Origin of the sequence: Mycolicibacter terrae, from assembly GCF_010727125.1 — a bacterium.
GTDB classification, from domain to species: domain Bacteria; phylum Actinomycetota; class Actinomycetes; order Mycobacteriales; family Mycobacteriaceae; genus Mycobacterium; species Mycobacterium terrae.
Genome location: NZ_AP022564.1, coordinates 2587347 through 2603547, shown reverse-complemented (window position 1 = coordinate 2603547; position 16201 = coordinate 2587347). Strand labels below are relative to the sequence as shown.

11 protein-coding genes are annotated in these 16201 nt (G+C 64.3%); 8 read left to right on the top strand and 3 right to left on the bottom strand.

Annotated features, from left to right (window positions below; translation table 11 throughout):
• Nucleotides 1-58: 58 nt before the first annotated feature.
• Nucleotides 59-1171 (bottom strand): cellulase family glycosylhydrolase, encoded by a 1113-nt coding sequence (locus G6N23_RS12535; protein ID WP_085261112.1) that lies wholly within the window; start codon nt 1169-1171, stop codon nt 59-61.
• A 149-nt stretch (nt 1172-1320) separates the two neighbouring features.
• Between G6N23_RS12535 and G6N23_RS12530 the strand changes: the two genes are divergently transcribed.
• Genes G6N23_RS12530 through G6N23_RS12520 form a run of 3 tightly spaced genes read left to right on the top strand, consistent with a single transcriptional unit; the run spans nt 1321 to nt 5296 of the window.
• On the top strand, nt 1321-2157 hold the full coding sequence (locus G6N23_RS12530; RefSeq protein ID WP_085261111.1) for an SDR family oxidoreductase: 837 nt from the start codon (nt 1321-1323) through the stop codon (nt 2155-2157).
• Between the two features lie 18 nt (nt 2158-2175).
• Nucleotides 2176-3711 carry an acyl-CoA synthetase gene (locus G6N23_RS12525; RefSeq protein ID WP_085261110.1) on the top strand — a complete coding sequence of 512 codons (1536 nt, stop codon included), beginning with the start codon at nt 2176-2178 and terminating at the stop codon, nt 3709-3711.
• Nucleotides 3704-5296, top strand: coding sequence for a class I adenylate-forming enzyme family protein (locus G6N23_RS12520; RefSeq protein ID WP_085261109.1), 1593 nt, complete (start codon nt 3704-3706; stop codon nt 5294-5296). The genes G6N23_RS12525 and G6N23_RS12520 overlap by 8 nt, the downstream gene beginning before the upstream one ends.
• On the opposite strand, the gene G6N23_RS12515 is transcribed toward G6N23_RS12520, so the two are convergent.
• Entirely contained in the window at nt 5287-5997 is a 711-nt protein-coding gene (locus tag G6N23_RS12515; RefSeq protein WP_085261173.1) for an ankyrin repeat domain-containing protein, read from the bottom strand. The genes G6N23_RS12520 and G6N23_RS12515 overlap by 10 nt on opposite strands.
• A gap of 48 nt (nt 5998-6045) precedes the next feature.
• Complete coding sequence (locus tag G6N23_RS12510; RefSeq protein WP_085261108.1) at nt 6046-7434, bottom strand: HNH endonuclease signature motif containing protein; 1389 nt, start codon at nt 7432-7434, stop codon at nt 6046-6048.
• Between the two features lie 197 nt (nt 7435-7631).
• Between G6N23_RS12510 and G6N23_RS12505 the strand changes: the two genes are divergently transcribed.
• The 5 genes from G6N23_RS12505 to G6N23_RS12485 all read left to right on the top strand — a co-directional run bounded on the left by G6N23_RS12505 (nt 7632) and on the right by G6N23_RS12485 (nt 16200).
• Nucleotides 7632-9089: a type I restriction-modification system subunit M gene (locus G6N23_RS12505; RefSeq protein WP_085261107.1), complete on the top strand. Its 1458-nt coding sequence runs from the start codon at nt 7632-7634 to the stop codon at nt 9087-9089.
• A 2-nt stretch (nt 9090-9091) separates the two neighbouring features.
• Nucleotides 9092-10267, top strand: coding sequence for a restriction endonuclease subunit S (locus tag G6N23_RS12500; RefSeq protein ID WP_234808630.1), 1176 nt, complete (start codon nt 9092-9094; stop codon nt 10265-10267).
• Nucleotides 10267-11490 carry an exonuclease domain-containing protein gene (locus G6N23_RS12495; RefSeq protein WP_085261105.1) on the top strand — a complete coding sequence of 408 codons (1224 nt, stop codon included), beginning with the start codon at nt 10267-10269 and terminating at the stop codon, nt 11488-11490. The genes G6N23_RS12500 and G6N23_RS12495 overlap by 1 nt, the downstream gene beginning before the upstream one ends.
• Nucleotides 11491-11569: 79 nt before the next feature.
• Nucleotides 11570-12775: a Fic family protein gene (locus tag G6N23_RS12490; protein ID WP_173675012.1), complete on the top strand. Its 1206-nt coding sequence runs from the start codon at nt 11570-11572 to the stop codon at nt 12773-12775.
• Nucleotides 12772-16200 (top strand): DEAD/DEAH box helicase family protein, encoded by a 3429-nt coding sequence (locus G6N23_RS12485; protein WP_085261103.1) that lies wholly within the window; start codon nt 12772-12774, stop codon nt 16198-16200. The genes G6N23_RS12490 and G6N23_RS12485 overlap by 4 nt, the downstream gene beginning before the upstream one ends.
• Nucleotide 16201: the final 1 nt, after the last annotated feature.

Here is a 16201-nt window from a genome sequence, read left to right as displayed (position 1 = left end):
AGGGGCCGGCTATCAGCCGGTAACGCGAACATCCCCCGAATCCGGTGCGGCTTTGCGATCAGCGCCCGGTCAGGTTGCTGATCGTCAGGATCTCCAGGTTGCGGTACGCGCGGCCGGTGGGCTGCACCAGATCGTGGAACCAGACCTGCGGCGCCGAGGTGTAGGGGCTGTCCCAGGAGTCCCACGGCAGGTAGGTCTGCGTCCTCCCGGCGACGAAACCCCAGTTGTAGGCGCCCACATTGTGACGCTTCATGATCGGCAGTATCCCGTCGATGGTGTTGCCCCGGGTGCGCGCCAGGTACTCGGTGCACAGGATCGGGCGGCCCAGCGGCGTCAGCTCAGCGATCCGCTCACTGAACGTCCCCGGCTTGTCATAGGAGTGGAACGTGATGATGTCGGAGCTGTTGAGCTGGGTGTTGACGATCGCGCTGCCCTGCCGCGAGCCCTCCCAGATCCCACTGGTCAGCGGCTGACGGGCATCGACCGCCCGCGCCCAGCTGAACACCTGGGGAAGGAGGTCACTGATGAGGTCGAGCTTGTCGGACCGCTCGACGCTGCTGTACTCGCGAGCCATGTTGTCCGGCTCGTTCCACAAATCCCAGGCCAGAACCCGTTCATCGTAACGGAATTGGGTCATCACGCCGGTGACGTAGTCATACAGGGTGCGGTAGTAGTTGCGGTCACCGAGGCGCTCGGCGCCCGGGCTCTGCACCCAGCGGGAATTGTGGATGCCGGGCCGCGGCGCGGGCTGCGCACCCGCCCTGGGGTGCGGGTCCCAGCAGGAGTCGAACAGCACGAACATCGGTTTGATGCGGTGGCGGGCGGCCACGGCGACGAACTGGGCCAGTCGGTACTGGAAGCCCTTACGGTCGGCCGCCCACAGCTGGTCGTGCAGGAAGACGCGCACGGTGTTGAAGCCGGCCGAGCGGGCCCACCCCAGTTCGGCATCGATGCGCCGCAGGTCGAAAGTTCCGGGCTGAAACATCTCGAGCTGGTTGACGGCCGTGGAGGTGATGTAGTTCGAGCCGACGGGCCAGCCCTGCGCCTGATACCAGCGGTTGGCCCGGTCGATCGACCACCGGCCGGGGTCCGCGACGGCCCGCGGGAGCCGGCTCAGTGTGGGACCCGCCGCCAACAGGAGCGGCAGCCCCAGCGCCGTTCGACGTTTCACGATGTGACCATAGCGTCCGGGACCCCTGCCACAGTGGTTGAACGCTCGGCCTGTCGCGGGGCAAATCGGGCGCACGTAACAGGGGTGACGGCGGCCACCTACACTGCACCGATACCTTCACTCCGATTCACGTTGTCGGGAGGCCGACTGTGTCGCAACACCTGCAGGACAAGGTCGTCGTCATCACCGGCGCCGGCGGCGGATTCGGCAAGCTCATCGCCGAGAAGTGCGCCGCCGGAGGCGCCCGCGTGGTCGGGGTGGACATCGGCGAGGCGAATCTGGCCGCCGTCTTCGACGGAATCCGCGCTGCCGGACATTCCGGCACCCACCACGTCGCCGACGTCACCGACATGGAGCAGATGAAAGCCGCCGTCGGGCACGCGGTGCAGACCTTTGGCGCGGTGGACGTCATCGTCAACAACGCCGGCGTCATGCCGCTGGCCTACTTCGCCGACCACGAGCGGGCCTGGCAGCAGTGGCACCGCGCGATCGACATCAACATCAAGGGCGTGGTGAACGGGATCTCGGCCGTCTACGACCAGATGATCGAGCAGGGCCGGGGCCACGTCGTCAACATCTCGTCGATCTACGGCAACGCCGGGGTAGCAGGCTCAGGCGTCTACAGCGCGACCAAGGCCGCGGTCACCGTGCTGTCGGACTCCCTGCGCAGCGAGGCCAAGGGCAAGATCAAGGTGACCACCGTCAAACCGACCGGCGTGCTGGGCACCAACCTGGCCAGCGGGGTGGTCAACGGAGCGGCGATCATGGGCATCGTCGGATCCCGCGCTGAGAGCTACACGCGCTCGCTCACCGCGTTCGCCGACGGCACCCTGAGCGCCGAGCAGACCGACGTCGACTCGGTGAAGTACTGGCTGATCACCCCGGAGGATCTGGCTGACGCCGTGGTCGGGGTGATCGACCAGCCGTGGGGCATCAGCATCAGTGACATCACCGTGCGGGCAAGCGGCGAAGACTACCTCTACTGACCGGAGCGGCACGTCACGATGTATCCCGGCGCTCACGCGGCGACCACGCCCGACAAGCCGGCGATCGTCGTCGCCGAAACCGGAGAGACAGTCACCTACGGCCAACTCGACACCCGCTCGCTGCGGTTCGCCCGCCATCTCTATGACGTCGGCGTCCGGCCGGGCGATCACATCGCGGTGCTGTCCGACAACCAGCCACGCGCATTGGAGATCTACTGGGCCGCTCTGCGTTCGGGACTCTACGTCACGTTCGTCAACTCGCAGCTGACCGCCGCAGAAGTCGCCTACATCGTCAACGACTGCGACGCGCAGGCGTTCGTGATCGCCGAGAGGTACGCCGGTATCGCCGCCACGGTGATCGCCCAGACACCCCGAGTCGGCCACCGGATCGCCTTGGGCGGTGCCGGTTGCGTCGACGGTTTCGACGACTACGAGACCCTGGTGGCAGCTGCTTCGACGCAACCCTTGCCGGCCCAGCCATGCGGTGCGGACATGCTGTATTCGTCGGGTACAACGGGGTTCCCCAAGGGTATCGAGGCACCGTTGCCCGGCTACGACGTCGACGAGTCGGGCGACCGGATAACGGGACTGTTCGCCCCGGTGCTGGGATTGGGCCCGGACTCGGTCTACCTGTCCCCGGCGCCGGTCTATCACGCCGCGCCGCTGCGGTTCATGGCGATGGCGCACCGAATCGGAGCAACGGTGGTGATGATGCGGCACTTCGACGCTGCGGACGCGCTGCTGTTCATCGAGCGGTACCGGGTTACCCACAGTCAATGGGTGCCGACGATGTTCGTCCGGATGCTCCGACTCGACCGGCAGATCCGTGACTCGTTTGACCTGTCATCGCACCGGTGCGCGGTACACGGCGCCGCGCCGTGCCCGGTGGAGGTCAAACGCGCGATGATCGACTGGTGGGGGCCGATCCTGCTGGAGTATTACTCGGCCACCGAAGCCGCCGGCACCACCATCATCGACAGCCAAGACTGGCTACGGCATCCCGGGTCGGTCGGCAAACCGGTGCTGGGCATTGCACACATCTGCGACGACAGCGGCGCCGAGGTCGCGACGGGCGAGACCGGAACCGTCTACTTCGAACGTGACGTCGCGCCGTTCGAATACCACAATGACCCGCAGCGCACCGCCGAAACCCGCCACCGGAGCCATCCGAACTGGACGACCACCGGTGACGTCGGGCGCTTGGACGCCGAGGGCTATCTGTATCTCACCGACCGCAAGTCGTTCACGATCATCTCCGGCGGGGTCAACATCTACCCGCAGGAGATCGAGAACGCGCTGGCGCTGCATCCGGCGGTGCTGGATGTGGCGGTCATCGGCGTACCCGACCCGGAGATGGGTCAATCGGTTGTGGCCGTGGTCCATCCGACTGTCGATCCCGGCCGATGTCACGACCTGCCGGCACTGCTGGATCGATTTCTGCGGGAGCGCATCGCGTCCTACAAGGTGCCCCGACGCTACGAGTTCAGCACCGACCTGCCGCGCACTCCGACCGGCAAGCTGATCAAGGGACGACTCCAGGAGCGTTATGCCTGAATGGGATTCGCCGGCGTTCAGCGCGGCCGAAGTGGCGCGTTATCATGACGCCGGCTGGTGGTCGCAGACCACGCTGTCGGACGCGGTTCGTCGCAACGCGCAACGCTTCTCCGACCGTGCCGCCTATGTCGACTACCTCGGCGCCGGACTGACCTGGCGGGAATTCGACGCCGCGGCAGATGCCCTGGCGGCACGGCTCGCCGGTGCGGGGGTAGTGCCGGCTGACCGGATCGCGGTGTGGCACGGTGATTCCGTCGCCATCCACGTGCTGTTCGTTGCGATCGAGCGGTGCGGCGCGGTGGTGGTCGGCATCGGTGCGCGCGCCGGAACCCGAGAGGTGACCGCGATCCTGGCCGCCGCGCGGGCCAAACTGCTGATCACCGACAAGCAGCGTCAGCCGCTCGCGGACGGTCTCGAGATCGAGACGCTGGGCATCGACGAGCTGAACTCGGCCACCGAAATCGCGCCGCCGGGACCGCAACTCGGTCCGGACGACATTTTCCTGATCAACTCCACCTCCGGCACCACCGGGTTACCCAAGTGTGTCGTCCACACCCAGAACCGCTGGCATTACTTTCACCAACTGGCCGTCGCCAACGGCCAATTGAGTGCGGACGATGTCTTTCTGCCGATCATCCCGACCCCGTTCGGCTTCGGGCTCTGGACCAGCCACACCACACCGATCCACCTCGGCACCACGGCGATCCTGTTGGACCGCTTCACCGCGGCGGCGACCTGCGCTGCGATAGCACAACACCGGGTCAACGTATTATGCTGCGTCAGCACACAATTGACGATGATGATGGCCGACCCTGCCAGTCGAGAATTCGACCTGAGCTCGCTGCGGGTGGTTTTCACCGGTGGTGAGGCATTGCCCTACCGGCCGGCCGCGGAGTTCGAGGCGCTCACCGGGGCGAAAATCTTGCAGTTCTACGGCTCCAACGAGACCGGACTGCTCAGCGCAACCACTCTCGACGACCCGCTGGAGCGGCGGTTGCGCACCGGGGGGCGGGTCGTGCCGGAGATGGCGGTCCGGCTCTTCGGGGGTGAGGACGGCGACACCGATGTGACCGACACCGGCCGGGGCCAGCCCGCCTGCCGGGGGCCGGCGACCAGCCTGGGTTATCTGGGCGGGGTCGATCACGACAAGCTGTTCACCGCCGACGGCTGGATGCGCATGGGGGACATCTGCGAGATCGACGCTGACGGCTATCTGAGCGTCACCGGCCGGACGTCGGACTTCATCCTGCGGGGCGGCAAGAATATCAGCGCCGCGCAGGTCGAGGATGCCGTCATGACCCACCCGAGGGTCGCGGTCGCCGCCGCGGTAGCGATGCCCGACGAGGTGTTCGGCGAGAAGGTCTGTGTCTTCGTCGAGCTCGGCGATGCCGAACTCGTCGGCGCCGGCGCCCTGGAGTTGCCCGAACTCCTCGAGCATCTACTGACGCTCGGGGTGTCCAAGGAGCTGTGGCCCGAAGGACTCGTCGTCGTCGATGAGCTGCCGCGGTCCTCCGGCGGCAAGATCGCCAAAGGGCAGCTGCGGCAGCAGGTCCGCGACAGTTCCGGCGCTCCCGATCATTCGTAGCCCTCGTACACCTGCGAAGGTCCGTCGGGAGTGATGAGATAGCCCACCGTGGCGACGTGCACGTCGCCGACCGGGTCGAGTTCGCGGTACCCGCCGAACAGTTCGACGTCGTCGTCTTGCAGGCCCACCCGGAAGCCCCCCCAGAGATAGGGAATCGGAAACCACAGTTGTTTTCCCGGCAGCTCGTGCAGCACGTCGACCGGCGGATAGCGGAACATCTGGCGCAGGTCGACACCGCGGAACAGCTGCTGGATCAAGTCATCGATGATTCCGGCGAGTTGTGCGTTGAGCGCGGCGATCCGGTCGCGGTCCAGCGACGGTGCCGGGGGCTTGAGCACGCCCAACAACTCGGCGGGCCGCTGGTGCTCGACGGCGATGTCGTAGGCAGTGCGGCCTGCGGCGTCGGGCTGGCTGCGCAGCGCACCCCGCTCGATCAGCCACGACGCGACGTCCGGGGGCGCCCCGTGCCAGCCGGCCTGGTGCAGCACGGTCAACCAGGTCTTGCCGCCGGGCCGCCAGGCTTTGACGTCGACGACGTGGTCGCCGCGGTCGAGTTCGCGGACCACCTTGCGCCACTTCCCCCGTTTGGCCGCGTCGGCCAGATACAGCGCGGCTTGAAGTTGCCGATTGCCCAGCAGCGAGCGGTCCATCACCCCCGGCCACAGCGGCGCATTGTTGCGGATCTCGTTGTAGGTGGTCACGGTGCCATCTTCTCGCGGTCCGGGCTTGGATACCTCACCGCCCACGGCCTATGGGTCCTCATCGTCGTCGAGGAGTTCGTCCGGATGTTGGAGATGGTTGATCCGCGGCGGGCTGGTGCCGTCGGTCCAGGCCAGGCGCCCTTGCTCGGTGACGTGAGTTTGTAGGTCGCCACGGGTGGCACCGCCGTGGTCGCCTCCGCAGGCGAAGTAGAGCTCGTCGGCATTGGTGCGGCCGTCGCGCGCCCAATCGGTCGAATGGTGAACTTCGCAGTGGTAGCCGGGTGCCGGACAGTTCGGTCTGGTGCAACCGCGGTCGCGGGCGTGGCAGATGATCCGGTGATCCAGGGTGGCGATCCGCTTGCTGCGGCCCAGATACAGCGGCCGCTCGGAGTGGTTGTCGAACACCGCGAGGTAGTGGATTGAGTTGGCCGCCATCCGGATCAGATCACGCATCGGAAGGCGGCTGCCGCCACCAGTGCGCGCCGCAGTCGGCATCGGGACGTCCGGGTCGGCCATGGCGCGGGCCGCCTGGTCGAGGTCGGCGAGTTTGGTGGTGACCACGACGGTTACCGGAACGCCGCGGTGGGTGCCCATGGCACCGGATTCGATGCCGTGGCGCAGGGCCAGCTTCAGTGCGTCGTGGTCTCGTTGTCCCGATGACCTGGAATCGCGTACTTGGGTGCTCTCGGGCTGGCGGTGGCCGGGGCGAACCGCAGCGACGGCTGCTTCGAGGTAGGCGCGGGTTTCGGGATCGATGCAGCCGGACAGTCGGCTCATCCCATCGGGGCCTTGACGGCCCAGGACCAGGTTGCGCCGCCGTGCCCGGTCTTCGTCGGTGAAGTTGCCATCGGGGTTGAGGTGATCTGCGATGGCGTGCCCGATTGCGGTCACGAAGACGGCGTCCTGCTCGGCGGCGTGGCGTACCAGGGTCCGTTCGGCGGCTTCACGATCGGCCGGTGCGACTTTCGCGGGCAGTTCGTCTAGGGCTTTGGTGACCGCTTTGATGTGATCTTCACCGATCTGGCCGTCCTCGACAGCGGCGGCGACTTCGGGAAGCTCAGGCGGAGCCGGCGGCCCGGTCAGGTTGCGCCGCGGTCGGATACGGGCGGCGATGCGGAGCCGGCGCCGGACTTCCGCGCGGGTGATACGCAAGCGCGACCACAGCAGGTCTGTGATCTTGGTATCGGCAGGCAGTCGCGGGTCCTCGGGACCGTCGGCGGGGTCGGCGATCTCGCCGAAGATGCGGTAGGACAGGCCGCGATTGACCCGGTGCTGGAGTTCGAGGTGTTCGGCGACTTCGACGCGAAACGCGTTGCCGACGATGTCGGTGTCAGTGCAGCGGAGCCGGGCTTGGGCGTCGTCGATCAGCGCCAGGTCCGCGCGGATGGCCGCACGGGCCGCCGCGGCGGGAGGAAGGACCTGATCGGGTTCGGACACCCCTCCAACGTATCGAACGTTTGTGCGAATATGAGGGCTCGAGGGCTGCCTGTGGATGAACCGGACAACTGTGGATGAAGGCGGCCGGAACTGCGGCGCGCCCGCCGGCGTGGATGTCACCGGTTCCGGTCCTGTCGGTAATGCCCTATATACAGTTCTGTTCAACCTCCGACGGCCGCAGACAGGTGGGTGCAGCAGTGATAACCGGTGAGCTCAAGGGCAAGATCGACCGGGTCTGGGATGCGTTTTGGTCGGGAGGCATCTCCAACCCGCTGGAGGTCATCGAGCAGATCACCTATCTGCTGTTCATCCGCCGGCTGGATGACCTGAACACGCTCGCCGAGAAGAAGGCTCGCATCACCGGTACCAGCGACGGCATGCTGTTCGGGGCGGGCCAGCAACATCTGCGCTGGTCCAAGCTCAAGCATGAAGACCCGACGCTGATGCACAAGATCGTCGCCGACGGGGTCTTCCCGTTCTTGCGCGGCCTCGGCGGCGACGGATCGACGTACTCGGAACACATGCGCGACGCTCGGTTCACCATTCCCACTCCGCAGTTGCTGTCGCGAGTGGTGGACCTGCTCGACGACATACCGATGGATGACCGCGACACCAACGGCGACCTGTACGAATATCTGCTGTCCAAGATCGCCGCTGCCGGTGTCAACGGGCAGTTCCGTACGCCACGGCACATCATCAAGGCGATGGTCGCGATGATGGCTCCGCGGCCGGGCGACGAGATCTGCGACCCGGCCTGTGGCACAGCCGGATTCCTGGTGGCTGCCTCCGAGTACGTCCGCGATCAGCACCCCGGCGTACTGACGAATGCCGAGCAGCGGCAGCACTTCCACGCCAGCATGTTCCACGGATACGACTTCGACGCCACCATGCTGCGCATCGGTAGCATGAACATGTTGCTGCACGGAGTGGAATCACCGGACATCCGTTACCGCGACTCACTATCCGAGGGCGCCAGCGAGGATGCCGAGAAATACACGCTGATCCTCGCCAACCCGCCGTTTGCCGGTTCGCTGGACTACGAGTCGACCTCGAAAGATCTGCAGCGAATGGTCAAGACCAAGAAGACCGAGCTGCTGTTCTTGGCACTGTTTTTGAAACTCCTGAAGCCAGGTGGGCGGGCGGCCGTGATCGTTCCGGACGGTGTGCTATTCGGATCATCCAAGGCACACAAGGAACTTCGCCGGGTGCTGGTGGAGGAGCAGAAACTCGACGGGGTGGTGAAACTGCCGTCAGGGGTGTTCAAGCCGTACGCGGGAGTGTCGACGGCGATCCTGCTGTTCACCAAGACCAATTCTGGCGGTACTGACAACGTATGGTTCTACGACGTGCAGGCCGACGGGTTCTCGTTGGACGACAAGCGCAACCCGGTGGAGGCAAACGACCTGCCGGATGTGGTGGCGCGGTGGGCCGTACGAGACGGTTCCGAACGTGAGCGAGCCCGCACCGCACAGTCATTCTGCGTGCCCAAGGACGACATCGTGGCCCAGGGCTACGACCTGTCGCTTAATCGGTACAAGGAGATCGTGCACGACGAGGTCGAGCACCGGCCGCCGCTGGAGATCATCGCCGAGATCGAGAAGCTGGAGGGCGAGATCGCTGCGGGGTTGGCGGAGTTGAAGGCGATGCTGTCGTGAAGATGGAGACGGTTTCGCTCTCGTCAGTTGCTGACGTGAACCTTGGTCGTCAGCGGTCTCCGCAAAACCATACAGGCCCATCAATGCGCAATTACTTGCGTGCTGCGAACGTTGGTTGGAATGGCCTGCTTTTAGACGATGTGAAGCGAATGAACTTCACTGATGCTGAGATGGCGGTTTTTCGTCTTGAGCTGGGTGACCTGCTGCTCAATGAAGCTTCGGGTTCGCCGCTGGAAGTTGGAAAGCCGGCTCTCTGGCAGGGTGAGATCGAGGATTGTGCCTATCAGAACACGCTTCTTCGAGTAAGGCCTGGACCCGAGATTGATCCTCGATACCTTCTTCATTTTTTCCGGTACGAAGCAGCCACAGGCGCCTTCGCGCGCGGTTCAAGGGGTGTCGGTATTCATCATCTGGGTAGGGCGGCGCTCTCTGAGTGGTCTGTGCCGCTTTGCTGTCTTGATGAGCAGCGTCGCATCGCCGCGATTCTCGATCAGGCCGATGCGCTCCGTGCCAGTCAGCGACAGGTGCTTGCTGAGTTCGAGCGCCTTGCGGAGGCCATCTTTACTGACCTGTTTGGCGACCCGGTCGGCGGAGGTTCATCGCTGCTCGGTGATATCGCCGATATCCAGATCGGCCCTTTCGGTTCGCTGCTTCACCGGGAAGACTATGTGGAATCTGGAGTCCCCTTGGTCAACCCCATGCATATTGTGGGCGGAGTTATACGCGCAGACCCGGCCTTTTCTGTCACTCCTGACAAGGCAGGATCGCTGAGTGATTATCGGCTTCATGCTGGTGACGTGATTATGGGCAGGCGAGGAGAGATGGGGCGCTGTGCAGTCGTTGCGCCCGAACATGAGGGATACCTCTGTGGCACGGGGTCTTTGATCCTTCGGCCGCGTCCGGATCGCTCCGTGGGTGGGTATCTGCACGCAGCACTGTCGCATCCCCGTGTCAAGGCAATGTTAAAGCGTGTTGCGCTTGGTTCGACGCTTCCAAATCTAAATGCCACAATTGTTAAAAGCCTACCGGTTTCGGCGCCGAGCCTCGCAGAGCAGCGGCATTTCGTGGCCATTTCTTCGCGAATTGCAGCCGTGCGAGGAGATCAGTCATCGGCTCTTTATGCACTCGACGCCCTCTTCGGCTCCCTCCAATCCCGCGCCTTCCGGGGGGAACTCTGATGGCCTTCGCGGTAATTGATTTCGAGACAACAGGGTTCGTGCCGGAGCGCGCCGACCGTGTTGTGGAGGTCGGGATTGTGCTCACCGACGACCAGGGTGCGATCGAAGACGAGTGGACAACCTTGATCAACCCGCGCCGCGACCTAGGTGCCCCGCACATTCACGGGATCACCGCCGGCGATCTACTGGACGCGCCCGAATTCGGTGACATCAGCGGTCACGTCCTCGACATGCTCAGCGGTCGCACGGTCGTTGCGCACAATGCCACCTTCGACATGCGTTTCCTGCTGTGCGAACTGCAACGGGCCAACTACGCCATCGTCGACCGCCCGGCAGCCCTGTGCTCGATGAAATGGGCCGGTCGGGTCCTCGGCGCCGCCAAGCTCGCCCACTGCTGTGAGGCGTTCGGAATCGCGCTGCCCGATGCGCATTCGGCGCTCTGCGATGCGCGCGCCACTGCGCAGCTGATGGCTCGGCTGATGGCTTCCTGTTGTGACACCGTCGACTGGCACGACGACATCAAGCGCTGCGCCGCCTACGCATGGCCAGCGCCGTCGGCGCCGACAAGGCACGTTGCCGCTGTCCTGCGTGGTCAGGCCAGTACGGATTCGCAGGAGTGGTTGCGCACGGTACTGCAAGCCTCCTGGATTCCCGGAGTTCCGGAAGACGAAGCTGCCTACCTGCTTGTCCTGGAAAGCGCCTTGTTGGACCGGGAGGTCTCCCGCACCGAGGCCAGACAGCTCGTCGATACCGCCGCTGCCGCGGGCCTCAGTCGAGGCACCCTGGAACGGCTGCACCGCGATTACCTGCGCAGCATCGCCCGGGAAGCGCTGGCCGACGGGGTCGTCACCGCGGCTGAGCGCGACGATCTCACGTGTGTTGCGGCTGCTGTCGGCCTCACTGCCCATGACGTCGCCGAAGCTCTGGAATGGGCGGCGGCCAACTCCGCTGAAGCGAAGCAGTCCAGGTTTGCCCTCAGGGCCGGAGATCGGGTGGTGTTCACCGGGGATATGAGGCGCAGTCGCGACGAATGGATCGCGGCAATCGTCGCTGCCGGCTTAACGAGCGGCGGGGTCACCAAGTCCACTCGTCTGGTGGTCGCCGCTGACCCCGATTCGCTGAGCGGCAAGGCGGCCAGGGCGCGCGCCTACGGGATTCCGGTGGTCGGGGAGGAAGCGTTTGAGCGGATGTTTGCGCAGTACAGAGCGGGTGCGGCCACGTGAACACGTAGGCCTGAACGCGATGTTCAAAAGTGACATGGATTCACCAACAATGTCACACAAGTACCACTAGAGTGACATTGTGGACCTGACAATGTTCGTAAACGAACATGCCGGCTCGCTCGTCGACATCGGGGGCGTCGATCCAGCCGGACGCGAGTGGCGACACAAGGCGTTCGTCCCAGCCCCGCTCGACGATCAGATGCCGGAGTTCACGCCGCCGACATTCCTCGCTGTTGCCGTTGCTCGCGCTGCCTTGGCGGCATTGGACAGCACCGCCGCCCAGCTTCCAGATCCCACGCTGTTACGGCTGCCGGTCTTGCGGCGGGAAGCCCAGAGCACCGCTGCGCTGGAGGGTACCTACGCCCCGCTGGATCAGGTGCTGACCGCTGACGAGGAAGAACCGACCTCGGCCGAGCTCGTCGAAATCCTCAACTACGTCCACATGGCAAGCCAGGGATTTGCCTGGGTCGCCGAAGGGCGGCCGATCTCGGCGACCCTGCTGCAGAACCTGCAGGGGCTCCTGATGCGCGGGACACCGCTCGAGCACGAATCGGGGCGGCTCCGTGACACTCAAGTCGTCATCGGCGTGCGCGACGGCGCCGAGCCCAGCACGTTGCCAGTGCACGCTGCTCGGTTCATCCCGCCGCCGCCCGGCGACCAACTGAATACTGGGTTGCAGGATCTGGTCGACTGGATGCGCCGCGACCACAGCACCACGATCGACCCCGTCGTCGCGGCTGCCATGTCTCACTATCAGCTGGAGACGCTGCACCCCTTCCGGGATGGCAACGGCCGACTTGGCCGATTGCTGATCGTCCTGCACCTGCGCGCTTTGGGCGTTTTGACCGAACCCACACTGACGGTGTCCCCGTGGTTCGAAGCCCGTCGCAGCCAGTACTACGACCGTCTGCTGGCTGTTAGCACCGCCGGAAATTGGGACGAGTTTGTGCGGTTCTTCAGCGTCGGCTTGCGTGACTCCGCAGATGCCACTCGCCTCCAAATGCTCGAACTGGTTGGAGTGCAAAACGAACTCAAAGAAGTCGTGCGTAACTCGCCATTGCGGGCTGACAGCGCCCAGTCCCTCGTTGATTTCGCGGTCGCGAATCCGTCGTTTACCGTCCGCAACGTCGAGTCGGTGCTGGGCATCTCCTACGGTCGGGCCAATAAACTCATCGGCCAGCTGATGGAACTCGGTATTCTCAACGTTCTCGATGCAGACGCCTACAAGCGCCGCTTCTTCGCGCCGCGTGTCCTTGACGTTTTGACCGGAAGGGCTGCCCGTTGACCAACTTCGCCTTCCTGAAAGTCGTTGATTGGCCCGAGATCTATGCCGACTGCGCCAAAGCGGAGAGCTACGCGACCAGCGACCCACGTTCGGCGTGTTTCTACGCCCGGCGCACAGCCGAACAACTGGTCGAATTTCTTTACGACATCATGAACCTTTCCGTCCCCTACAAGGACGACCTCTCGGCCCGGATCAACGACAGCGCATTTCGCGCGAAGGCCGGCCAGGGGATCACGCAGAAACTCAACTTGATTCGCAGGCTCGGCAACACCGCGGTGCACGATCCGCGCCCGATACCGCCGCGCGCCGCCCTGGACGCGCTCAAAGAACTGCATCACGTGATGGTGTGGGCGGCATTCCACTACTCCACCAACCCGAAGGCCGTGCCCCTCAAGGCTGTCTTTGACCCAGCACTGGCGGCCAGATCAGCTCCGCTGACCCGTGAGGATGTCGCCCGGCTCGCCGCCAAGTTCAAAGCCCAGGACGACGCACACGCCAAGGCGCTGGCCGAACGAGACGAATTAGCCGCGGCGAAGGACGCTGAGATCGCCGCTCTGCGTGCGCAGATCGAGCAAGTCCAGGCCGCGAACGCTCAGGTCGATGACCGCGACTACGCCGAGGATGAAACCCGCGACCGGTTCATCGACGTGCTGCTGCGGGAGGCCGGCTGGCCGCTGACCGACGCACGAGACCGTGAGTACGAAGTCACCGGGATGCCAAACAACAACGGCATCGGGTACGCCGACTACGTGTTGTGGGGCGCCGATGGACTACCGCTGGCCGTGGTCGAGGCCAAGCGCACCAGCAAGAGTCCCGAGATCGGGCAGCAACAGGCGAAGCTATACGCCGACTGCTTGGAGAAGATGACCGGACGTCGCCCAATCATCTTCTACACCAACGGCTATGAAAACTGGATCTGGGATGACGCGGCCGGCTATCCGCCCCGTCAAGTGCAGGGCTTCTACACCCGTGACGAATTGGAACTGGCGATTCATCGCCGCCATGCCCGGCAGCCCCTGGCTGACGCGACGATCGACACCGAGATCGTCGAACGCCATTACCAGCATCGCGCGATCCGGGCGGTGGACAAGGACTTCGCCGATAAGCGCCGTGAGGCCCTGTTAGTGATGGCGACGGGGTCCGGGAAGACCCGCACGGTCATCGCCTTGGTCGACCAGCTGATGAAGGCCGGCTGGGTCAAGCGATTGCTTTTCTTGGCCGACCGCACGGCGCTGGTCACCCAGGCCGCCAATGCGTTCAAGAAGCACCTTCCAGCGGTGACCACCGTCAACTTGGTCACGGAAAAGATCACCGATGGAAGGGTTTACGTCTCGACCTACCCGACGATGATGAACCTGATCAACGATACCGAGGGGGAGCTGCGAACCTTCGGTCCTGGCTACTTCGATCTGGTTGTCATCGACGAGGCGCACCGTTCGGTGTATCAGAAATACCGGGCGATCTTCGATTGGTTCGACTCCCTGCTGGTGGGTCTGACCGCGACACCCAAGGATGAGGTCGACCACAACACTTACCGGCTCTTTCACCTCGAAGACGGAGTACCCACGGATGCTTACAGCCTCGAAGACGCTGTTTCCGAGGGCTTCCTGGTCCCGCCGGTGGGGGTGTCGGTCGGCACCCGGTTCCTGCAGCATGGCATTCGCTACGCCGACTTGAGTGAAGAAGAGAAGGACGAGTGGGACGCCCTTGACTGGGGGGATGATGGCGTCGTCCCGGACGCTGTGACGTCGGAGGAGCTCAACAAGTTCTTGTTCAACGAGGACACTGTCGACAAGGTGCTCGCCGAGCTGATGGAAAAGGGCTGCAAGGTCGCCGGAGGAGACCGGCTGGGCAAGACCATCATCTTCGCCAAGAACCAGGATCACGCACAGTTCATCGCAGAGCGTTTCGACGTCCAATACCCAGAATATGCGGGGCAGTTTGCGCGCGTGATCACCCACAGTACCGAATACGTGCAAAACCTGATCGATGACTTCTCGATTGCGGAGAAGGCGCCGCACATCGCGATCTCAGTGGACATGCTCGACACCGGTATCGACGTCCCTGACGTGGTCAATCTGGTGTTCTTCAAGCTGGTGCGGTCGAAAACGAAGTTTTGGCAGATGATCGGCCGCGGCACCCGGCTGCGCCCCGACCTGTTCGGTCCCGGACAAGACAAGCAGAACTTCTACGTCTTCGACTTCTGCGGCAACCTCGAATATTTCAGCCAGGATCTGCCCGGATCGCAAGGGTCAATTCAGAAGTCATTGAACCAGCGGCTCTTCGAAACTCGGCTGGGCCTGATCACCGCATTGGATGCGGCAGTGCCGCCGGATGGGGTCGAGCCGGCCGAGGGAGCGGGCACTCAATCCGAACGGGGCCTGCGAGTCGATGCCGCGTGGTCGCTGCACCGAATCGTCGTTGGAATGAATCTAGAGAACTTCTTGGTCCGGCCACACCGCAAATGGGTGGAGCAATACGGAGACTGGGCGGCATGGACGGCGCTGACCGCCGAAAATGCGGGGGAGGTCGCCGAACATCTGGCCAGTCTGCCATCAGGGGCCACCGAGACCGACGAGGACGCAAAGCGTTTCGATCTACTCATCCTGCGCCGCCAGCTCGCGCAACTGGAGGGCGACACCCTGGCCGCCGAACGGCTGCGGGAACAGGTGCAAAACATCGCATCAGGGCTGCTCAATCAGACCGCGATCCCGTCGGTGGCAGCACAGCAAGAGCTGCTCGACGAAGTCTCTGGCGACCAGTGGTGGCTTGACGTCACGTTGCCGATGCTAGAACTTGCCCGGCGCCGGCTGCGCAGCCTGCTGAAGTTCCTGGAGAAGACCAAGAAGGTGCGGGTCTACACCGACTTCGAGGATGCGCTGACCGCGTCGACAGTGATCGAACTGCCCGGTATCACCCCAGGAACGAACTTGCCACGATTTCGGGCGAAGGCAGCGGTCTACCTCAAGGCGCATGAGGACCACGTCGCACTGCAGCGGCTCCGGCGCAACAAACAACTCACCGCCGCCGATCTGGAGGCGTTGGAGCAGATGCTGGTTGACAGCGGCGCGGGCGGCGCCGACGATATCGCGCTCGCCGGTGAGCAGGCGCACGGGTTGGGGTTGTTCATCCGGTCGCTGGTGGGGCTGGATCGGCAGGCGGCGGTCGAGGCCTTTGGTGCGTACTTGGACGGCACGAAATTCAACGTTGAGCAGATCCGGTTCGTCAACCTGATCATCGACGAGGTCACCGCTAACGGGGTGATGGAGCCCGGCCGCCTCTATGAATCGCCCTACACTGACCACGCACCGCGCGGGCCGGAAGGGGTGTTCGGCAACGCTGACGCGGGCGGCATCGTGGACATCCTGCGCGCGGTCAAAAGCCACGCCATCCCGGAGCCAGGAATCGTCAGCGGCTTTCGGTAGG